Annotated in this window: 13 protein-coding genes; 7 read left to right on the top strand and 6 right to left on the bottom strand. The window is 58.2% G+C overall.

The genetic code is table 11. The features are described from left to right. Window positions 1-56: 56 nt before the first annotated feature. Entirely contained in the window at window positions 57-1,130 is a 1,074-nt protein-coding gene (locus ABD796_RS14420) for a hypothetical protein (RefSeq protein WP_344908801.1), read from the bottom strand. A 234-nt stretch (window positions 1,131-1,364) separates the two neighbouring features. Here ABD796_RS14420 and ABD796_RS14415 point away from each other — a divergent pair, with 234 nt between their 5' ends. Then, window positions 1,365-5,885 carry a DEAD/DEAH box helicase gene (locus ABD796_RS14415; protein WP_344908800.1) on the top strand — a complete coding sequence of 1,507 codons (4,521 nt, stop codon included), beginning with the start codon at window positions 1,365-1,367 and terminating at the stop codon, window positions 5,883-5,885. 27 nt (window positions 5,886-5,912) lie between these two features. Here ABD796_RS14415 and ABD796_RS14410 read toward each other — a convergent pair whose 3' ends face one another. Then, complete coding sequence (locus ABD796_RS14410) at window positions 5,913-6,113, bottom strand: Sec62 family protein translocation protein (protein WP_344908799.1); 201 nt, start codon at window positions 6,111-6,113, stop codon at window positions 5,913-5,915. A 72-nt stretch (window positions 6,114-6,185) separates the two neighbouring features. After that, a complete protein-coding gene (locus ABD796_RS14405; protein ID WP_344908798.1) occupies window positions 6,186-7,193 on the bottom strand; it encodes a LacI family DNA-binding transcriptional regulator in 1,008 nt (335 codons plus the stop codon). Window positions 7,194-7,285: 92 nt separating this feature from the next. Here ABD796_RS14405 and ABD796_RS14400 point away from each other — a divergent pair, with 92 nt between their 5' ends. From ABD796_RS14400 to ABD796_RS14390, 3 genes are all read left to right on the top strand, one after another. After that, complete coding sequence (locus ABD796_RS14400) at window positions 7,286-8,659, top strand: aldehyde dehydrogenase (RefSeq protein WP_344908797.1); 1,374 nt, start codon at window positions 7,286-7,288, stop codon at window positions 8,657-8,659. A gap of 127 nt (window positions 8,660-8,786) precedes the next feature. Beyond that, window positions 8,787-9,677, top strand: coding sequence for an AraC family transcriptional regulator (locus tag ABD796_RS14395; RefSeq protein WP_344908796.1), 891 nt, complete (start codon window positions 8,787-8,789; stop codon window positions 9,675-9,677). Window positions 9,678-9,807: 130 nt separating this feature from the next. Beyond that, on the top strand, window positions 9,808-10,884 hold the full coding sequence (locus ABD796_RS14390; protein ID WP_344908795.1) for a Gfo/Idh/MocA family protein: 1,077 nt from the start codon (window positions 9,808-9,810) through the stop codon (window positions 10,882-10,884). A gap of 69 nt (window positions 10,885-10,953) precedes the next feature. On the opposite strand, the gene ABD796_RS14385 is transcribed toward ABD796_RS14390, so the two are convergent. The 3 genes from ABD796_RS14385 to ABD796_RS14375 are packed head-to-tail and all read right to left on the bottom strand — an operon-like array spanning window position 10,954 to window position 12,535. Next, window positions 10,954-11,412 (bottom strand): NUDIX domain-containing protein, encoded by a 459-nt coding sequence (locus ABD796_RS14385; protein ID WP_344908794.1) that lies wholly within the window; start codon window positions 11,410-11,412, stop codon window positions 10,954-10,956. 25 nt (window positions 11,413-11,437) lie between these two features. Continuing rightward, window positions 11,438-11,803, bottom strand: a complete 366-nt coding sequence (locus ABD796_RS14380) for an aminoacyl-tRNA hydrolase (RefSeq protein WP_344908793.1) — start codon at window positions 11,801-11,803, stop codon at window positions 11,438-11,440. A 54-nt stretch (window positions 11,804-11,857) separates the two neighbouring features. After that, window positions 11,858-12,535 (bottom strand): uracil-DNA glycosylase, encoded by a 678-nt coding sequence (locus ABD796_RS14375; RefSeq protein ID WP_344908792.1) that lies wholly within the window; start codon window positions 12,533-12,535, stop codon window positions 11,858-11,860. 186 nt (window positions 12,536-12,721) lie between these two features. Here ABD796_RS14375 and msrB point away from each other — a divergent pair, with 186 nt between their 5' ends. From msrB to ABD796_RS14360, 3 genes are all read left to right on the top strand, one after another. Further along, window positions 12,722-13,693: a peptide-methionine (R)-S-oxide reductase MsrB gene (gene msrB / locus ABD796_RS14370; RefSeq protein ID WP_344908791.1), complete on the top strand. Its 972-nt coding sequence runs from the start codon at window positions 12,722-12,724 to the stop codon at window positions 13,691-13,693. Between the two features lie 462 nt (window positions 13,694-14,155). Then, a complete protein-coding gene (locus ABD796_RS14365; protein ID WP_344908790.1) occupies window positions 14,156-16,420 on the top strand; it encodes a heavy metal translocating P-type ATPase in 2,265 nt (754 codons plus the stop codon). A gap of 237 nt (window positions 16,421-16,657) precedes the next feature. Next, a complete protein-coding gene (locus ABD796_RS14360; RefSeq protein WP_344908789.1) occupies window positions 16,658-18,259 on the top strand; it encodes a copper amine oxidase N-terminal domain-containing protein in 1,602 nt (533 codons plus the stop codon). Window positions 18,260-18,365 lie beyond the last annotated feature (106 nt).

The raw sequence follows: 18,365 nt of genomic DNA, 5'->3' as shown, positions 1-18,365 counted from the left end.
CACGCGCAGCTCCCGGCTCGCGGGGGTTCTGCATGACGGCAATCGCTTGACCGGGATCAGCGCTTATATAGCGCTTGCGGCAGCTCCCCGATGAAATAGACGCCCGAAGCTTCGTACGTTTCTCCGCTATTCGCCGTGTAATGTTCGTAGACGTGTGGGTACAGCTTCTGGATCGACGCATTGCGGTGCTGCAGCCAGACCATCGGTTTATTGTTGCGGCGGCCTTCCTGGCCGTATCGGAATGTCGCGGCAATGTCGTCGACGTTCATGGCGACTACGATGTCGGCTGCCGAACGATCCGCCGTTTCCGTGCCTGCTGCGCGATGCAGGTAGGCATAGCTGCGCGAGCGGTCGTCATCGATCAGATCGGTGCTGCTGTTGTCTGTCGCGGTTGCCTCGTAAGTATACCCAAGGCCGGTCACGAGCGATCGGGGGAACGAACCGTCTACGGGGAACATCATGCCGTAGCCGGCCGCGATGGACACCGGGCGAAGCCAACGGATCTCGCTGCGGACGGAAACGCCGTTACGGTCTATCGTGTGCCAGCAATCGATTTCTGCCAGCGGAGACGACGGCTCGTCCGGATGTCTGGCCATCATGCGCTGCTCGATGCGAACCGACAGGACTTTCCGAAACGATGGTTCGGCGCTCCAATCCGTTATTTCCGTATCGTCGAACCAAATATGCTGCGAACCGGCAAATACGGTCCCGGTGCGATTGTGCTCGGGCAGCCACTGGTGTTTGAAGCCGGACCCCGCGGGGGAGACGCTAAGAGCGAATTCCTTGTTGCTCCAGGACTGAAGCACTTCGAATTTTTTGTGAGCGAGGTATTCTTCGCCGCCTGCGGGCGTAGAGTCTGCCTCCAGCTCGGAGACAGCGCCGTCGCGGAACAGGATGAAGTCGTCGTGCTTGTCTTTGCCGAAGCCATAATGGGCGCAGCGCTTTCCTTTGAACGGAACGAGCACCTCGATGCAGCGGTCGCCGGATACTTTCGCATACAGGGTGGCAGCGCTCTCATTATGCTCGCGGAGCAGGCGGACGAAATCGGTTTGCTCCGAAGCCGTCGCCGAGAGTGCGGACTTTGCCTCCGCTGTAGAAAAGCTGCGAGTTGTCAAATCGGAATTGTTCACGTGAAAATCACTCCTTTGTTACTATATTAACGTGAAAGGAAATGCTCTTCCAGCATTTTTTTCCAGAGGCTTCTCCCGCTATCTTCATAAGCAAGGTGGTCATCGCTTTATCCGATTGGATGAAATGTTACCTTTCCGTCCGTTGGCGGAGGAAGCTTTTCTATTTTTAGGAAACCCGTGATATAATAATCGGAACATATATTCGTTCGGAAACGGAAAGGCGGCGCAGACGGGATGAGCGACAACGCACATATCGATTACCGCGGGGGTCCGGGTCGAGACTGCCATCCCGTCCTGGGGGAATGGTTCCGCGACAAATTCGGCGAACCGACCGACATACAGGCAAGGACGTGGGAGCCGGTCATGTCCGGCCGCAACGTGCTGCTGGCCGCCCCTACGGGATCGGGCAAAACGTTGGCGGGGCTGCTGCCGTGCCTGAACAAAATCGCCTTCGCCAAAAGCGATGCGGCGCAGCCGGGCGTGCGGCTGCTGTACGTAACGCCTCTGAAGGCGCTGAACAACGATATTCACGACCACCTGCTCGGATTTATACGAGAGCTGGAGCCTTACGGCCGGCGGTATGCGGAGGAGACCGGCAAGCCGTGGAGCGCCATCGGGGCAGGCGTACGGACGGGAGATACGACGCAAAGCACGCGGGCGTCGATGCTGCGCCATCCTCCCGATGTGCTGGTGACTACTCCGGAGTCGCTGTATATATTGCTGGCTTCCGAGAAGGCGCGGCACACGCTGACGACCGTCGAGCAGGTGATCGTCGACGAGATCCACGATCTGGCCGAAGACAAGCGGGGCATGCATTTATCGGTCTCGCTGGAGCGGCTGGAGCAGCTGTGCGGACGTCCGCTCCAGCGTATCGGCATATCGGCGACGATCAACCCGATGGAGCGCGTCGCGCGCTACTTGGGCGGCTGGACCGCGGAAGAGAGCGCTGGGAAGGACGGAACGACGGAGCTTGCCGCCCGACCGGTAACCATCGTGCAGAGCGCCATGGCCAAAACGTTCGAGGTGTCGGTGACGCTGCCGGAGCTGCCGGCCGTGCGGGGCAAACGGACGGAGGTATGGGCCTTTATCGCGGCGCGGCTGTGGACGATGATGGAAGGCAGCCGCTCGGTGCTCATCTTCGTGAACAACCGTCGGCTGTGCGAGCGGGTGACGCTGCACTTGAACGATCTGGCCGGAACGGAGACGGCCAGATCCCACCACGGGAGCGTATCGCGGGAGAGGCGGTTGGACACGGAGCGGGCGCTGAAGGACGGCGCCTTGCGCTGTCTCGTCGCCACGTCGTCGCTGGAGCTGGGCATTGACGTCGGCCATGTCGATCTCGTCATTCAGATCGATTCTCCGCAGTCCGCCGCCTCGGGCATCCAGCGCATCGGACGCGCCGGTCACTCCGTCGGCGATACTAGCCGGGGGATTATCGTGGCACGGCACCGCGGGCAGCTCGCCGAATGCGCCGTGTTGGCTAACGAGATCGTCAACCGCCGCATCGAGCGGATCCGTATTCCGGAAGGCTCGATCGATGTGTTTTGTCAGCAGACCGCTGCGATTGTGGCGAACGGTGAATGGCATATCGACGATCTGCTTGCCCTGTTCCGGCGCAGCGACAGCTTCCATGACGTTTCGCGGGAGAGGCTGACCGAGGCGCTTCAGGTGCTGGCCGGCTATTATCCGCATTGCCGCCCGCTGATCGAATGGGAACGCGCCTCCGGGATGCTGAGCAGTGTGCGGCAGACGAGGGCGGCCGTGCTGACCGGAGCGGGCACGATCCCGCAAAGCTCCGCTTACCCGGTCTATTTGGCCGATGGAAGAGGACATATCGGCGAGCTTGATGAGGAATATGTCCACGAGAGCCGCGCGGGCGACGTGTTCCAGCTCGGCACGGCTTCGTACCGGATCGTTTCGATCAAGGGCGACCGCATCTATGCGTCCGAGGTGCCGGCTAACGCCTACAGCGAAATTCCCTTTTGGCGGGGGGACGGGGAAGGCCGGTCGTACGAGCTTTCGTGCAAGGTGGGCGAACTGCTGGAGGAGCTGGAGCGCCGAACTGCAACCGAGGATACGCAGCTTACAGTCGCCTGGCTGATGGCCGAGTACCGGCTGGACGAGCATGCGGCCCGGTCGCTGACGGGCCTTGTCGATGCGCAGAGAGCGGCGAGCTCCGTGCCGCACCGGCACAAGATCGTCGTCGAGCACTACGAGGACGAAGTGAAGAAGCACCACCTTGTGATTCATACCGTATTCGGCAGGCGCACGAATCGGACGTGGCAGCTGGCGCTACAGCGGCTATACGAGACGCGGTCGTCTTCGAAAATATATACCTATGTCAGGGACAACGGCATCGAGTTTATTTTTCAGGATTGGAAGCAAGAATATGCCGATCTATGGATGAACGTCCGCGAGGACAACCTGGAGGAGCTGATAGCCGAATCGATCCCGTCCTCTCCGCTGTTCGGCATCACGTTCCGTCATCTGGCGCAAACCTCGCTGATGCTGGCCCGCGGCTTTACGCGCGTACCGCTTTGGCAGCAGCGGATGAGAAGCGAGCGGCTGCTGGAGGAATCGCTGCCGTATGCCGACCGCTTCCCGTTCATCCGCGAAACGATGCGCATCTGCATGTACGAATCGCTTGCCCCGCAGCGGGTCAAGGAGCTGCTGCACGGTCTGCACAGCGGCGCTATTCGCCTCGAATCGCGGCAAAGCGGGTATCCGTCGCCGTTCGCGTCTCAGTTCGTATGGGAGTTTGTCAATACGGTGCTGTACGAATCCGATGCGGTGCCGCAGGATATCCAATACCGGCTGCTGACGGTCAGCAAGCAGCTGGCCGGCCAGTTTTTCGAGCCTGCGGCGTTCCAGGGACTGATGGATGCAGAAGAAGCGCAGGCGTGGATCGACGGGACGGCAGATCCGAGCTCCGGAGCGGAGACGGGTTCGTCTGAGCCCGCTAGAGAGGAAGACGGACAAGAAGCCGGCGGCGAGGATGTGCAGCCGCGCTACCGGCAGCTCCCCGCGGAGGAACGGCTGTATCGTCTGCTGAAAAGGCAGGGCGACCTGACCGCGGCGGAAATCCGCAGCCGGATCGGGACGGATGGCTCGGCGGAGCAAGCCATTGAGCTTTTGCGCAAGCGGGATCGCATTCATGCGGTGCAGGCAGGAGGCGAAAGCCGGTGGATTTGCGGGGACGAGACGGAGACGTATCGGACGTTCGATGACGATCCGGTGTCGGCGTCGTTTATTTTGCGGCGGTACGCAGAGCGGCAAATCGCCTTTACCTCCGAGCAGCTTGCCGCTCGTTACGGTTTGGGAGCCGTCGAAGCGGACGCGTGGATCGACCGGTGGACACAGGACGGCACGATCGAGCGATCGCCCTTTGCGGGCTCGCCCGACGAGGCGTTATGGACGAGCCGGAGCGCGGCGGCCCGTCTGCTGCGATTCTCGATCGGTCAGATGCGCAAACGGGTGGAGCCGGTCGATCCGGCCCGCTACTGCCGCTTGCTGCTCGGCATCCAGCGGGTGCTGCCCGGCGAACGGTTGACCGGCAGCGACGGGCTGCGAGAAGCGATCGCGGTGCTGCAAGGGATCTACTTGCCGTTGTCGCATTGGGAATCGTTCGTCTTCCCGGTCCGTGTGGCGGACTACCGCAAAGATATGCTCGACCTGCTGTGCGCGGGCGGCGAGGTCGTCTGGTTCGGACGCAAAGAGGAGGGGGAGAAGGAAGGGCGGATCGCCTTTTACCTGGCCGAATCGCGGGAGCTTTACGCGCCGTGGACAACCGCCGGAGAACCGGCTTCCGAGCCCGAACTGCTGATGCTGCTCCAAACGAAAGGGGCAAGCTTCCTGACAGGACTGAGCCGCGAGACCGGGCTGCCGCCCTCCGAATTGATGGAAAAGCTGCTCAGGCTCGTCTGGGACGGGCGGGTTTCCAACGACCAATTCGCCCCGATCCGGCTGCACGGCTCCGGCGTGCGCGCGTCTTCCCGCAAAGGGTTCCAGTCCGGTCTCGGCCGCTGGTATGCGATCGACGGCGGGGACGTCGGCGATCTGCCGGCCGGCGTGAGCAAGAACGGCGCTGCCGGTGCGAAGGTCAAAGACGGCGGCGCGGAGGAGAAAAGGGTCGTTGCCTGGATTCATCATCTGCTGCAAAGCTACGGGGTTATTACGAGAGACGTCATCGGCCGTCATCTGCCAGCCGAGCCCGGACGACTGCAGGACACGATCCGCAAGCTCGAGGATTGGGGGATGGTGGCGCGCGGCTTCTGGATCGAAGGCATCCCCCATATGCAGGTGGCCGCCCCACAGACAGTGGAACGGCTGCGGCAGCCCGCTCAGGCGGGCGATGCGGGAGTTGTGGTGCTGTCGTCCGTCGATCCGGCGAATCCTTACGGCTCGCTGCTGAAATGGCCGGAGACGGACAAGGGGAAGGACAAGCCGTCGTTTGCTCGCAAAACCGGCAACTACCTGGTATTCCTCAACGGGAAATGGGTGCTGTGGATCGAGAATAACGGCAAACGATTCGTGACGATCGACCGCGAAGGGCTGGAAGAAGGCGGAGAGACGGAGGTTGTGCTGGAGGCGGTGCGCGTTATGCTGAAGCAGTCGGGCTTGCGGAAAATCGTGGTGGACAGCTGGAACGGGACGGCTGCTCCGCGTACGGAAGCCGCGGACTTGTTCCGGCGCATCGGCGCCGAATCCGACCGGGACGCGTTCGTCCTGTGGCCGAGCAGCTTGCGGGGCGGGTAATGCCCGCCCCGTCTGGGCTGGCGGATTCTAGACGTACCAGACATTCAGCACGACGACGAAGGCGACGATGCCGACCAGGCCGGTTGCGATATAGAGGATGCCGCTGCGTTTGAACTGCTGAAATAGCCGGAGGACGCCCATGCCGAGCATGGACAGGATAAACAGAATGAATAAGGCGACGGTAATGAAAAAATCCGGCTCTAGGCCGCTAATGTTGACGACGTCCACGGTTGACATCCTTTCCATAATAGGGTGTTTCGTTTGAGGCAAGCGGGCGGCGGTCAGAGCCGCTCGACGCGCTTATGCCGGAGGCCCCGCCGACTTGCGGATGATCATCTCCGAAGGGAGGCGGATCGTCTGCCGCTCCAGCTCGTCCTTGCGGCGAATGCGGTCGATCAGCAGTCGTACGCCTTTGTAGCCGAAGTCGTAAGCAGGCTGCATGACCACCGTCAGGAACGGATCCAGCTTCGAGGCGAGGCCGACATCCTCGAAGCAGACGACGGACATTTGCTCGGGAACACCGATCCCTTTGCCGCGCAAAAAAGCGATGATGCTGACGGCCAGCACGTTATTGGCCGCGAATATAGCTGTTGGCGGGTCAGGCAGCCGCATGACCCGCTCCAGCTTGTCCGGATCGTCGAACCGGTTATAGCCGTATTCGACGACAAGCGACTTGTCGTAGCCGATACCGTGCTCCGCGAGCGCATCGCAATAGCCCGCGAACCGCTCCCTGGCGGTCGATACGGTGCCGAAGCCGTTGATGAGCGCGATGCGCCGGTGGCCGAGAGCGAGCAGGTAGGCCGTAAGCCGGGCCGCTCCCGAGCGGTTTTCGCCGAGCACGACGTCCGCCTCCACGCCGGGCACGTCCCGGTCGACAAGCACGAAAGGCACCTGATGGACGTTCAGCATGGTCAAATGCTCCGCGGAGTCGTCCGAGGCGGGGGCAAATAGCAAGCCATCGACGCGCGTCGAAAGCATCATGTCCACATATTCCCGCTCCTTGGACAGCTTTTCGTCGCTGTTGCCGAACAGCAGCTTGTAGCCGAGCTCCATGGCGGCGTCCTCGGCCCCCCGGGCGAGCGTGGTGAAGAACGGATTCGTGATATCAGTAATGAGGAGCGAGAGCATCTTCGTTTCCTGCTTGACGAGGCTGCGCGCCGTCGAGTTCGGGACGTAGTGGAGCTCCTCCATGATCCGCTTTACTTTCTCGCGCGTGCTCGCGCTGATCCGGCCGGAATTGTTGATGACCCGGGAAACCGTCATCGCGGAGACATTCGCCCGCTTGGCGATATCGTAAATCGTTACCATAGGATCGTCCTTTGTCGGTTTGTCTTTATCATTGTAGTGAATTATGGATGTCGGGGCAACTTTTCATTGAGCCCGGGAAGGCGGAATGCGTAATGGACATATCCTTAAGCGAACTGGTGGAACGACAAAAGCAATATTACGACAGCGGCATGACCAAAGACATCCGGCACCGCCTCGATACGCTGCAGAAGCTGCGAGAGACGCTGCAAGGGGCGGAGGACCAGCTTTTCGAAGCGCTTCACCGCGACTTGAGCAAGCCGAAGGCGGAGGCTTACGCGACGGAAATCGGGGTCGTGCTGCATGAAATATCGTTTGCCATGAAGCATTTGAAGAAATGGGTGAAAGCCCGCAAAGTCAAAAGCATGACCGCCATGCTCGGCAGCAAAAGCTATATCGTGCCGGAGCCGTACGGAACCGCGCTGATCATATCGCCATGGAATTACCCCGTAAACCTTACGTTTACTCCGCTCGTTGCCGCTATTGCCGCCGGCAATACGGCCGTAGTGAAGCCCTCGGAGCTGACGCCTTCCGTATCGTCGCTAATTTCCGCGCTGGTGCGGGATCATTTCGATCCTCGTCATATTGCGGTTGTCGAGGGAGGGCCGGAGACGAGCACGGAGCTGCTGGAGCAGCCGTTCGACACCGTCTTCTTCACCGGAAGCACCTCGATCGGAAAAAAAGTGGCCGAGGCGGCCGCGCGCAGGCTCATTCCGGTTACGCTGGAGCTTGGCGGGAAAAGCCCGTGCATCGTACATCGCGATGCCGATCTGAAGCTGGCCGCGCGGCGGATCGCCTTCGGCAAGTTCACGAACGGCGGTCAGACGTGCGTTGCGCCGGACTATTTGCTCGTGCACCGGGAAGTCAAGCAGGAGCTGCTGGAGAAGATGCGGCAGGAGGTGGAGCGGTTTTACGGCAAAGCGCCGGTGCGCAGCCCGCTTTATCCGAAAATCGTCAACGACCGACACTATGATCGGCTCAAGAGCTATTTGGACGAAGGGGAGATCGTCTTCGGAGGCGAGACGGATGCGCTGCTGCGGAAAATCGCGCCGACGGCGCTTGACAATGTCCCTCTGGACGCTCAGGTCATGAAGGAGGAAATATTCGGCCCGATCCTCCCTGTGCTCGAATACGGCGAGTTGGATGAGGCGATCCGCTTCGTGCTGGATAAGCCGAAGCCGCTTGCACTGTATGTGTTCGCCAAGGATGAAACGGTGCAGCAGCGAGTCGTCGACCGATTGTCGTTTGGCGGCGGCTGTATTAACGATACGCTGATGCATGTCGCCACCCCGTATTTGCCGTTCGGGGGCGTAGGAGAGAGCGGGACAGGCAGCTACCACGGAGAATTCGGCTTTCGCGCCTTCTCCCATTACAAAAGCGTGCTGAAGCAGACGACCGCCTTCGATATGCCGTTCCGCTACCCGTCGTCGAAGTCCGGCTACCGGCTCATGCGCCGTTTTTTGAAATGACGGGCGAACGTGTTACAGACTGTTTAAGGACAAACCCGGTATTGTTTGAACGGCCTTTTTGTAATAGACTAAGGGTAGAAACGGCAAGCCGAGTCGGCTTTCATTGCCGCGTCACGGGAGGAACGTCATGAGCGCCCAGTTGTTGCAATTCAAGGATCAACTGAACGACGATTTCCAGTTCAAATTCATCCGGCATAAAGGAAGCAAGATGAATCAAAGGTTGCATATGCACGATTATATTCAGCTTGCTTACGTGGTCAGGGGAGTCGGGGCACACACCTTTTGCGATAAAACGCTGACTGTCGGCAAAGGCGATCTGTTCATCATTCCGCCATTGCGGCCCCACTGTATCAACTCGTTCGAGGACAAAGAATTTGAATTCGTGCTGCTCGATTTTATGCCGGCTTTTCTGGGAGATCATTTGAAGCCGTTTTCAAGATCGCTGTTTCAGCATGTCGTTCACTTTGAAAATACCGGCACCGCTTCCGAATGGCTGCAGCCGTGGCTGCATATTTCCCAAGACAAGCAGCTTCTCGTCGAGGGGCTGCTCCAGGACATCCAGGAGGAAGTACAGAATCGCGAAGAAGGCTACGAATTTTCGGTACAGATCAATGTGGTCAAGCTGCTAATCCTGATCGACCGGGAGTTCCGCAAAACGGAGCGCCAGCGTCAGTCGGCGGAGGGCCAGCGTCCGCAATACAAGCAATTCGACGATGTCATCCGGTACATTCAGGAAAACTACGGGCAAGATATTCCGCTAGAGCAGGGCGCGGTCATCGCCAATATGACGCCGGCGTATTTCAGCCATCTGTTCAAGAAGACTACAGGTCAGACGTTCGTGGAATATTTGCACGAGGTCCGAATCGAGCGGGCCAAGGAGCTGATCCGGATCGGCGCGCATACGATGACGCAAATTTGCTTCCAGGTCGGCTTCCGCCATCTGAGCCACTTTATCCGCACGTTCAAAAAAAGAACCGGCATGACGCCGACCGATTACAAAAAGTCGGTACTGGAATAACGAAAAATAAATCAAAGCAATTAATAAAATAGTGCAAGCGGCATGGGCCGTTACACGGTATATTTAGTTACGTGCAACGGTTCTTTTCATGCTCAATAATCGCAAGCCAATAAAGGAGTCGAGAAAAACAATGAGTATTTTAAAGGTGGGCATTATCGGACAAGGCCGCAGCGGACGGAACATTCACGGACATTTGCTTGTGCGGCTTGGCGACCAATACAAAGTGACGGCTGTAGCGGACGGCTTGGAAGACCGCCGCGTTCGCGCCGAGCAGGAATATGGCTGTAAAGCGTACGCAACTTATGAAGAGATGGTCGCTAATGAAGAGCTTGACCTGGTCGTCAACGCGTCGCCGAGCGATCTGCACTTCCCGATCTCGCTCGATCTGCTGAACAAGGGCGTAAACGTGCTTTGCGAAAAGCCGCTTGCCAAGACGCCGGAGGAAGTGGACCAACTGATCGCCGCCGCTGAGAAAAACGGCAAAGTGCTCGCGGTGTTCCAGCAATCGCGCTACATGCCGGCATTCCTGAAAATGCGTGAAATCATCGACTCTGGCGTGCTCGGACGCATCGTGCAGGTCGACTTCACGAACAACGGCTTCGCCCGCCGCTGGGACTGGCAGACGCTGCAATCGAACAACGGCGGCAATCTGCTGAATACCGGACCGCATCCGGTGGACCAGGCGCTGCAACTGTTCGGCACGGACATTATGCCGCAAGTAACGTGTATCATGGACAGAGCCAATACGTTTGGCGACGCCGAAGACTATGTCAAAATCATTTTGCGCGGTCAAGGCCGTCCGACGATCGACCTTGAAATTTCGTCCTGCTCGACCTTCCCGAGAGCGCAATTTACGATTCAAGGCACGAACGGCGGTTTGACAGGCAATACGAACAAGCTGCAGTGGAAATTTTTCAAGTCGGAGGAAGCTCCTGAACAGGAGTTGACTCGTGCGCCGCTGTTCAACGCCAATGGCGAGCCGGCTTATTGCAGCGAGAAGCTGACCTGGTATGAGGAGTCATGGGAATACGCTCAGATCGAGGGGCTTTCGATGTTCGATCAGAACACCAAATCGCTCTACTTGATGCTGCACCACTCTTTGACGACGGGAGCTCCGCTCGAAATTACGCCGCAGCAGGTGCGTCAGCAAATGGCCGTTATGGAAGAATGCCGCCGCCAAAACCCGCATATTTACGCTCAAGGCTAATATGCATACAAAGCAAGCCCTCGAATTGCCGTTTGGCAGCTCGGGGGCTTTGCTTGCTTTAAGAGACGCTTAAGGCGTATCTCCCAAGTAGCACGGGGAGGCTTGACCGAGACGAAGCAAGTCGGCAAGCGACTGTGGATAAAGACGAACCTCGCTAAGGCGGGCCAGCTCGATCCATTCGACCCCGACCTGATGGTCGTCCGGGTTGGACCCGACAAACTCGGCGATCTCGTCCGGACATAAATCGCAGCGGAAATAAAATTCGACCTGATGGACATCGGCGTCCCATTCCGCAAACTGATGGTTTTTACCAATGTATTCACGAACGTGCAGCAGCTCGCCGACGGTAACGATTCGCCCGATTTCTTCTAGACATTCGCGGACGACCGCTGCCTTCAATTCTTCGGCAGGCTCCTGACCGCCTCCTGGGAATAAATAGAAGAAGCCTTCCGCGTCCTTGTTTTTCGTCAGCAATACCGAGCCGTCCTGAACAATGACCGCCTTAGCGGAATTCCGTATAGGTTTCATGTAAAACCACCTTTGCCGTTTCTGGTTAGTACAAGCTTAACCCTTTTACATACAGCTGCGCCTTGGCCTTGGGCATCGGCGGCAGACAGACGACGGTCAACGAGCCGGAAGGAATTTCCGTCAAACCGCCGTCGCGTACGGGATAGAAGCCTTGCCCGACCAGCTTGTCCATCGCGGACGCGCTGCCCTTCAGCACGATTTTTTTCATGCCGTCCCCGTACCATTCTGCGAACCATTGCAAAAATTCGGGGGCGGGAAATCGCGAAGCGTCCCCGCGCAGCAGATCGATGGCCGCCAGAGTAGCGGCGTGAGCTACCTGAGCGGCTATTTTACCGGGAGACATCGTCAGCTCCCGATTGACTACATAGTATTGAACGAGATGATCTGCCATGCCGATCCGCTCCTTCGTTTCGAATAAGGCCTGCTTAGATGTTATCTCTTTGAATTATAAGTTCGGAATTTGCCAATCGATCTCTTTCATACCGTGTTCGCTCAAAAAACGGTTGGCTCGAGAAAACGGCTTGCTGCCGAAAAATCCGCGGTAAGCCGACAACGGGCTCGGATGAGGCGAACGGATGATGAAATGCTTCGACGTATCGATGTATTGGGCTTTTTTCTGGGCCGGGGAACCCCATAAGATGAAGACGACCGGCTTGTCCCGCTCGTTCAGCATGGCGATGACGCGGTCCGTGAACGACTCCCAGCCGTGGCCCCGGTGGGAGTTGGCGGTATGCGCCTGAACGGTCAATACCGTGTTGAGCAGCAGCACGCCTTGTTCGGCCCAATGGACAAGATAGCCGTTGTTCGGAATAAAGCAGCCGAGATCGTCGTGCAGCTCTTTGAAAATATTTTGCAGCGAAGGCGGAGCGGGAACGCCGGGCTTGACCGAAAAACTGAGCCCGTGCGCCTGGCCGGGGCCGTGGTACGGGTCTTGGCCAAGGATAACGACCTTCGTGTCTTCATAGCTGGTCAGATGCAAGGCGGCGTAAATATCGTACATATCCGGGTAGATGGTCCGGCTGCGGTATTCCTCGGCTAGAAAGCGGCGAAGCTCGGTATAATAAGGCTTGGCAAACTCGGTTTCCAGCAGCGGAGCCCAGTCGTTGCGGAATTGGACGCTCACTAGTATCTCTCCCTTATGTATGGTGTACGCTGCTAGTTTACCATAGATTCCTTCCATTGTCCGACTTTGCCGGCTGAATCGGCGGATAACAGTAGCGTGCTTTCTTTCGTCGGCGAAAGTGGTATAATGGGACAAAACCGATAGTAATCCTAGGCAAAATCCAAGACGAAGCGAGGAGATGCATGCATGAGCGATTCAAACGAGCGTTACGAACTGGCTACCTTCGCCGGAGGCTGCTTCTGGTGCATGGTGAAGCCGTTCGATCAGCAACCGGGTATTATTCGCGTCGTATCCGGCTATACCGGCGGTCACGTGGAGAATCCGACTTACGAGCAAGTGTGCAGCGACAAAACCGGCCATCTCGAAGCCGTGCAAATTACGTTCGATCCGGAGCAGTTTCCGTATGAGGAGCTGGTCGATTTATACTGGAGGCTCATTGATCCGACCGATGCCGGCGGACAGTTCGCCGACCGGGGCCATTCTTACACGACGGCGATCTTCGTACACAGCGAGGAACAACGCGTTCAGGCCGAGCAATCCAAGCGGAGGCTCGAACAAAGCGGCGTGTTCAGCAAGCCGATCGTCACCCCGATCTTGCCGGCTAAGCCCTTCTATGCTGCCGAGAACTATCATCAAGGCTATTATAAGACGAATCCGGTCCGTTACGAGGCCTACTATACGGGCTCCGGCCGCGCCAAATTCTTGAAGGAAAGCTGGAAGGACAAGGGGCGCCAGGAAGAGCTGAAACAGCGGCTGACGCCGATCCAGTTCGAAGTGACGCAGAATAGCGGCACCGAGCCGGCGTTTCGCAACGAGTTCTGGGACCATAAAGAAGAAGGCATCTACGTCGATATCGTTTCCGGCAAGCCGTTGTTCAGCTCCCTGGACAAATTTGACTCCGGTTGCGGCTGGCCTTCGTTCACGAAGCCGATCGACGAGGAGGAAGTTACCGAACACGTCGACGTGACACACAACATGGTGCGTACGGAAGTGCGCAGCAAGAATGCGGATTCGCACTTGGGCCACGTTTTCGAGGACGGTCCGAAGCCGACGGGTTTGCGGTACTGCATCAATTCGGCAGCGCTGCGGTTTGTGCCGGCTAGCAAGCTGGAGGAGCAGGGCTACGGCGAGTATACGTCTTTATTCAAGAACCGCTAACGCATAAGTAAAAAGGTCGGGAGCTCCGTTTCCCGGCCTTTTTTTCGTTCCGAATCCCGCTCGAAACGAAGCCGGCTATACTATAAAGGGGCTGAGCGGCGTGATATCCAATCTGGAGCGGAATGTGGAGTGGATTCAGGAACAGGCTGTTTTAAAAGGGATAGAGCGAAGGCATAGAAAAGGGAATAGAGCAAGGAATGGAGAAAGTGGCGCTGAACATGTTAGGCAAAAATATGGACATGGCTTTGGTCGTTGAACTGACAGGCTTACCCCAGGGGAAAGTGAAAGCTTTAAGAAAGCGTCTCGGCAAAAAGTAGATCGATCGATACAATCGCCTGTAGGACCCCCGAAAACGGCAGCGGGGGTCTATTTGGCTTTCTAGAAAAGCGCTGCAAAGGCAAAAACGGCCCGAACGGGCCAGCATGAAAGTGAACCACTCTCCATATACATGGGATGTAACGCTTGTCAATCGAGGTGATGACGATGAGCAGCAACCCTCCGGTCATCGTGGAGCGTTCCACGTTCCGGGTGACCGGCATGACTTGCGCGGCCTGCGCCGCGCGTATCGAGAAGTCGCTTTCCCGGATGGAGGGCGTTGACGGGGTTTCCGTCAATTTGGCCATGGAGCGCATGTCCGTCGCCTTCGATAACCGGAAGATCGATGTGTCGCAGATCGGCGAGAAGGTACGCCAGCTTGGCTACGCGATGTTCCCGCTGGCCCGCGAAGAGAGCGATACGGCGAAGGACTCCGAACGGGAACGAGTTCGTCTGCGCAACCGATTTGTCGGCTCGGCGCTGTTCACGCTGCCGCTTTTGTGGACGATGTTCGGCCACTGGTCGTTCACTTCGGGCGTGTGGATGCCGGCGCTGTTCATGGACCCGTGGTTTCAATTCGCGATGGCGCTTCCGGTTCAGTTCGGATTCGGTCTGCAGTTCTACATCGGGGCGTTCCACGCCCTGCGGGGACGGACGGCGAATATGGATGTACTGATCGCTTTGAGCACGTCGGTCGCGTTTCTGTACAGCCATTACTTGACGGTTACGCTCGCTTCGCCGAACGGGGCGGCTCATACGGGAGGGCATTCCGGCCATGTGCCGCTCTACTACGAAACGAGCGCCATGATCATCACCATTGTCCATCTCGGCAAATGGCTGGAGGCGCTCGCCAAAAAGCGCACATTGACGGCGATTCGTCGGCTGCACGAGCTTCAGGCGAAAACCGTGACGGTACTCGTCGGCACGGAGGAACGGCAAGTGCCGTTGGCGGAAGTGAATGCCGGCGATATGGTGCTGATTCGTCCCGGCGAACGGATTCCCGTAGACGGAAGAGTGACCGGCGGAAGCTCTACGGTCGACGAGGCGGCAGTCACCGGAGAGGTGGCCCCGTCCGACAAGCGGGAAGGCGATCGCGTGATCGCCGGAACGATCAACAAGACGGGGGCGCTGCGGGTGTTCGCCATGGCCGTTGGCGACGAATCGACGGTCGCCCGGATGGTCCGGCTGCTGGAGGAGGCGCAAAGCTCCAAGCCGTCGATACAGCGCATTGCCGATCGGATAGCGGCGGTATTCGTACCGGTTATCGTCGCCCTGGCGGTCGTAACGTTCGTTTACTGGATGTATGCGGTCGAACCGGGAGACGTCGGCACGGCTCTGATCCGCGCCATCGCGGTGCTGGTCATCGCCTGTCCTTGCGCGATCGGTCTGGCGACCCCTACGTCGGTGCTGGTCGGTACGGGCAAAGCGGCCCAGTCCGGTATTTTGTTCAAGGAAGGCCGGCATTTGGAGCAAATGCACCGGATCGATACGGTCATTCTCGACAAGACCGGGACGATTACCGAAGGCAAGCCGAAAGTAATGGACGTCCAGCCGGTTTTCGGTACCAAAGCGGAGTTGCTGCGCCTGGCTGCCGCCGCCGAATGGAGCTCGGAGCATCCGCTAGCTCAGGCGATCGTATCGGCTGCCGTGCGGGAAAAGCTGGACGTCCCGAAGACGACCCGTTTCGAAGCGATACCGGGCTACGGGATCGCAGCGGTTGCGGACGGGCGGCACGTTTATGTGGGAACAAAGCAGCTTTTGCTTCAACAAGGAATCTATGCCCCGGAAAATCCGGAGATGATCGGCAAGCTGGAGGCAAAGCGCATGTCCGTGCTGTTCGTCGCCGTAGACGGCCGGTACGCGGGCTTTCTGGCTCTCCAGGACACGATACCGGCCTCTTCGAAGGAGGCGGTCAAGCGGCTCGGACGGAGCGGGCTCGAGGTGATCATGATGACCGGAGACAACGAGCTTACCGCCAAAGCGATTGCCGCCGAACTGGGCATTCGCAAAGTGTACGCCAATGTGCTGCCGGAAGGGAAAGTAGCGGTGGTGAGACGGCTGCAGCAGTCCGGGCGCAAAGTGGCGATGGTCGGCGACGGCCTGAACGACGCCGCGGCGCTGGGGGCCGCGGACATCGGCATCGCCGTAGGAACGGGCACGGACATGGCGATCGAGGCAGCGGACATTACGCTGCTGAAGCGCAACTTGACAGGGGTGTCGGAAGCGATCCGGGTCGGCCGCAAGACGATCGGCAATATACGCCAAAATTTGCTGTTCGCTCTCGTGTACAACGTCATTGCCATCCCGTTCGCCGCTTCCGGCGTACTCGAACCTTGGATGGCCGGCACGGCGATGACGCTCAGCTCGATCTCCGTCGTATGTAATTCTCTCCGGCTTCACCGGGCGATTTGAAAGTAGCGGAATCGGGCATTGCGGCCGGTTCCTTTCTTTTTTACTGGCAGCGAGCTTTGGCTTGCAGCTTCGCTCCGCTTATTTAGTAGGTCTGCGGCTATAGGGCTCAAGACTTAAATTTGCCATATGCCGAATTGTGCCGCCGTTCAGGCAGGAAAACCATTCTTTGCATAGAATGTAACCCAATGTGTACTGCATGTACTGCAATTCAAACAAAACGGACAGGGAGATGAATAGGTGGAAAAGAGAAACATTTGGCGCTACGGCCGATGGCTGCTGCTCGCTGCTCTTGCGGCTATCGTGGGTTGTCAGTCGCTGGGGGGACTCGAGCTTAACCGGGCGCTGTTGGCCGGTATGAATACGAAGTCGGTGCAGCAAAGCCTCAGCATTTCGCTGCATGTCGAGCCGGAGGCGGGCAAGGAGACGGACGAGTATACGAAGGCGATGATCGACGAGCTGAACGCTACCAAGCTCGAGCTGCAGAGCGTCAAGATGGAAAGCCAGGAGCGGATGTCGATCAAAGGACAGCTGACGGTCCAAAAAGGAACCGTTCCGTTCCACATCCTCGCGACTCCCGAGCAGTTTCTGCTGAAAGTGGACGGCGTGTCGCGGACTATAGTGGTGCCGGTCGGTTTTAACAGTCTGAGCGACTCAGGGTCGTCGGACGATTTGTTCCAGAAGATGCGCAAGCAAGTGATGGCCAAGTACAAGGAGAAAGGAATCGATACGTCGATCGCGTCGCTGATCGTCAACAATTTGCCGAACCCGAAGCAAATCGGCGTCTCGTCCACGACAGAAACGATACATAACGAGCAAGTCAGCGTGTATAAGCTGGACGCAAGCCTGACCGGCAGCGAGCTGCTGCCCTTGGCGAAAACGTTTATTCGCAGTCTGCTCAAGGACGAACAGGCGGTGAAAAAGCTGGTCGGCGAGCTGTACGACGTCTTGTGGCCGGTGATCGAGCCTTACGCCAAAAACGGCGAACTGGCCAATATGCTGCCGCTCGGAACGCCTATGTACGGAGATCCGATGGGGCATGTTATGGAGAGCATCATAGAGACGGCCTCCGACAAGGAATTGGCTGTCGACATGATCCATACATTTATTAAGCAAGGGCTGTACTTTGCTCTGATCGGGGTCGACAGCGCGCAGAAGACCAAGGAAGGGCCATTCGGCGAGGTGTTTAACGATAATACGAAGGTTAGCGCCAAGCTGTCCTTCGATCGCAATTTGGACCTGCGCAAGTCCGAGCTGGAGTTTTCCATTCGGCCGCAATCCGGTTTCGACGGAGTTTCGTCCATCAAGCTGAACATCCGGTCGGAAAGCTGGGACCATAACAAGCCCGTAAAAGCCGATGCGCTGGAGCTTGGAGCGAATCCGTTCGTATTCGAACGTTACAACGGGTTCGACGGTCTGCTGGAATCGGCCGATCCGAATTCGATTGTCGGCCAATGGCTGGCTGAGCGGCAATATGACTACCCGGAACTGCTGACGCTGTATATACCCGTAGCGGCGAGCCCGGAAGAAGCGACCGCGTCGGACGCTTATATCGAGGACGGTATCGCTTATGCGCCGGTTGAACGTATCGCCGACTTTACCGGCTCCTCTGTCGAGTACGACAAGGACGTTGTAACGGTCACGGACGCATGGGGCACGGTCATTCGTTTGATGGTGAACGATAAGCAGGCCGAGATCGACGGGGAGTCTTACGAGATGGACGGAACGGTACGCAAGCACGGGGATACCGTCTACGTCCCTTGCCGGTTTATCGTCGAAGAGCTGGGCGCATCGGTCTGGTACGACGAGTACGGCGGGGAATTATCCATTTGGATGGAGTAAGAGAATAACGGCTGCCTGTTTTGAAAAGGCGCGGAGCCGGCGCTGGCCGGGTGAGCACACAGAGCGTGCCAACAAGCGTGCCGGCTGCCGCGACGCTATGCAAAAC

It is taken from the genome of Paenibacillus hodogayensis (genome assembly GCF_039536325.1).
Taxonomy (GTDB): domain Bacteria; phylum Bacillota; class Bacilli; order Paenibacillales; family NBRC-103111; genus Paenibacillus_AB; species Paenibacillus_AB hodogayensis.
The sequence above is the reverse complement of the archived record's forward strand: the minus strand, read 5'-3'. Positions and strand labels throughout refer to the sequence as shown.

Bases quoted from the DNA above. Each gene is read 5' to 3' on its own strand.
- ABD796_RS14415 (WP_344908800.1), top strand. From the start codon at position 1,365: ATGAGCGACAACGCACATATCGATTACCGCGGGGGTCCGGGTCGAGAC.
- ABD796_RS14405 (WP_344908798.1), bottom strand. From the start codon at position 7,193: ATGGTAACGATTTACGATATCGCCAAGCGGGCGAATGTCTCCGCGATG.
- ABD796_RS14400 (WP_344908797.1), top strand. From the start codon at position 7,286: ATGGACATATCCTTAAGCGAACTGGTGGAACGACAAAAGCAATATTAC.
- ABD796_RS14395 (WP_344908796.1), top strand. From the start codon at position 8,787: ATGAGCGCCCAGTTGTTGCAATTCAAGGATCAACTGAACGACGATTTC.
- ABD796_RS14390 (WP_344908795.1), top strand. From the start codon at position 9,808: ATGAGTATTTTAAAGGTGGGCATTATCGGACAAGGCCGCAGCGGACGG.
- ABD796_RS14385 (WP_344908794.1), bottom strand. From the start codon at position 11,412: ATGAAACCTATACGGAATTCCGCTAAGGCGGTCATTGTTCAGGACGGC.
- ABD796_RS14380 (WP_344908793.1), bottom strand. From the start codon at position 11,803: ATGGCAGATCATCTCGTTCAATACTATGTAGTCAATCGGGAGCTGACG.
- msrB (WP_344908791.1), top strand. From the start codon at position 12,722: ATGAGCGATTCAAACGAGCGTTACGAACTGGCTACCTTCGCCGGAGGC.